The organism is Roseomonas sp. TAS13, assembly GCF_001950415.1.
GTDB classification, from domain to species: Bacteria; Pseudomonadota; Alphaproteobacteria; order Acetobacterales; family Acetobacteraceae; genus Roseomonas; species Roseomonas mucosa.
Genome location: NZ_BDLP01000509.1, coordinates 1 through 2,558, shown reverse-complemented (window position 1 = coordinate 2,558; position 2,558 = coordinate 1). Strand labels below are relative to the sequence as shown.

The 2,558-nt window shown below is 71.7% G+C and carries 3 protein-coding genes; all 3 read left to right on the top strand.

What is annotated here, in order from left to right; genetic code table 11:
• Positions 1–612, top strand: a 612-nt coding sequence (locus ROTAS13_RS22855) for an aspartate dehydrogenase (RefSeq protein ID WP_075823533.1), incomplete at its 5' end; no start/stop codon positions are given.
• 14 nt (positions 613–626) lie between these two features.
• Positions 627–2,102: an aldehyde dehydrogenase gene (locus ROTAS13_RS22850; RefSeq protein WP_075823532.1), complete on the top strand. Its 1,476-nt coding sequence runs from the start codon at positions 627–629 to the stop codon at positions 2,100–2,102.
• A 4-nt stretch (positions 2,103–2,106) separates the two neighbouring features.
• Positions 2,107–2,558 (top strand): NAD(P)-binding protein (locus ROTAS13_RS22845; protein WP_371329285.1); only part of this gene is annotated, 452 nt, incomplete at its 3' end.

Below are 2,558 nucleotides of genomic sequence, written 5' to 3'. Positions count from 1 at the left end.
GATGTGGTGGCGGAATGCGCCGGCCATGGCGCGGTGCGCGACCATGGCGAGGCCGTGCTGCGCGGTGGGCGCGACCTCGTGGTGATCGCCATCGGCGCCCTGGCGGATGCCGAACTGCATGCGCGCCTGGAGGCAGCGGCGCGGGCAGGGGGCGCGAAGCTCGTCCTGCCTCCTGGTGCCGTGGGCGGCATCGACGCGCTGGGCGCGGCGCGGCTCTCGGGGCTGGAGGAGGTCACCTATCTCGGCCGCAAGCCGCCGCGCGCCTGGAAGGGCACGCAGGCCGAGACCCTGCTGGACCTCGACGCGCTGACGGAACCCACGGCCTTCTACGAGGGCACGGCGCGCGAGGCGGCGCGGGACTATCCGCAGAACGCCAATGTCGCCGCCACCGTGGCGCTGGCTGCGGGCGGCTTCGATACGGTGCGGGTGAAGCTGGTCGCCGATCCGGGCATCGGCCGCAACGTCCACGAGGTCGCGGTGCGCTCCGGCTGCGCCGATTTCACCATCAGGCTGGAGGGGCGTCCCTCGCCGGCCAATCCGAAGACCTCGCTGACTGCGGGGTACAGCGTGGCGCGCGAGCTGCTGAACCGCGCATCCGCCACCGTCATCTGAGGGAGGCCAGACTCATGCGGCCGTTCGATCTGCCCGAGGGAAAGCTCTATTTCGCCGGCGAATGGCGCGAGGGGCGGGGTGCCGAGATCACCTCGACCTTTCCCGCCGACCGCTCGCTGAATCGGGTGCTGCGCGGCGCCTCGGCGGAGGATGTGGACCTCGCCGTCGAGGCGGCGCAGCGGGCGCAGCGCGACCCGTCCTGGCGCAACCTGCGGCCGCACGAGCGCGCCAGCTACCTCTATCGTATAGCGGAAGGCATCGCGCGCGAGGCCGACCGGATCAGCTATGTGCAATCGCGCGACACGGGCAAGACCCTGGCCGAGACGCGCGCCCTGGCGATGAGCGCCGCGGGCACCTTCCGCTACATGGCGGCGCTGCTGGAAACCTCGGAGGAGGCGCTGACGCCGCAGCGGGGCGATGCGCTGACCCTGTCGGTGCACGAGCCGCTGGGCGTGGTGGCGGGGATCACGCCCTGGAACTCGCCCATCGCCTCGGACGCGCAGAAGGTCGCGCCCGCGCTCGCCGCCGGCAATGCCGTGCTGCTCAAGCCCGCCTCCTGGAGCCCGCTGGTCTGCCTGGAACTCGCCCGCATCGCCGAGGCGGCGGGCCTGCCGCCGGGGCTCTTCTCCGTCCTGCCCGGCGCGGGCGGCGTGGTGGGGGAACGGCTGGTGACGCATCCCGCCATCCGCAAGGTCTCCTTCACCGGCGGCACCGAGGTCGGCCGCGCCCTGGCGCAGAAGGCGGCGGCGAAGCTGATGCCCGTCTCGCTGGAGCTGGGCGGCAAGTCGCCCACCATCGTCTTCGCCGATGCGGATCTTGACGTGGCGCTGGCGGGGGTGCTGTTCGGCATCTTCTCCTCCACCGGCCAGTCCTGCATCGCCGGCTCGCGCCTCTTCGTGCAGCGCGCGGTGTACGACGAATTCGTCTCGCGCTTGGTGGCGGCCACGGAGGCGCTGCGCGTCGGCCATTCCTTCGAGCCACGCACCCAGGTCGCGCCGCTGATCCATGACGACCACCGGGATTCGGTGGAGGCGATGATCCGCGACGCCGTGGCCGAGGGCGCCGAGGTGCTGGCGGGCGGGCAGCGGCCGGAGGGGATGGAGGAGGGCGTCTATCTGCGCCCCACCATCCTGGCGGAGGCGGACAACAACGCCCGCATCTGCCGCGAGGAGGTCTTCGGCCCCGTGCTGGTGGTGCTGCCCTTCGACAGCGAGGAGGAGGTCGTGGCGATGGGCAACGACAACGACTACGGCCTCGCCTGCGGCATCTACACGCGCGACTTCCCGAAGGCCTGGCGCGTCGGGCGGGCCATCGAGGCGGGAACGGTCTGGGTGAACACCTACAAGCAGTTCTCCATCTCCACCCCCTTCGGCGGCGTGAAGGACAGCGGGCTGGGCCGCGAGAAGGGGCGCGAGGGCATCCGCGCCTGGATGGCGCAGAAATCCTTCTACGTGGACCTGCCCGGCCGTCCTCATCCCTGGGCTGCGTGACATCATGACCCAGCGCATCGCCATCATCGGCTCCGGCCCCAGCGGCTGCTTCCTGGCCCAGGCCCTGCGCCGGGACTGGCCGCAGGCGGAGATCGACATCATCGAGCGCCTGCCGGTGCCCTATGGGCTGTTGCGCCATGGCGTGGCCGCCGACCACCAGGGCACCAAGGCGGTGTCGCGCCAGTTCGACCGGCTCTTCGAGCGCGAGGGCGTGCGCTTCTGGGGCGATGTCGGGATCGGCCGCGACGTGACGCTGGAGGCGCTGCGCGGGCTCTACGATGCGGTCTTCCTGGCCCTGGGGCTTTCGGGCGACCGGCGCCTCGGCATTTCCGGCGACGACTTGCCGGGCGTGCACGGCTCGGGCTGGGTGACGCGCTGGCTGAACAGCCATCCGGACGAGGCCGGGCGCGTGCCCTGTCTCTTGATCACATCTACGCACAGCTCCACCGTAAGGCG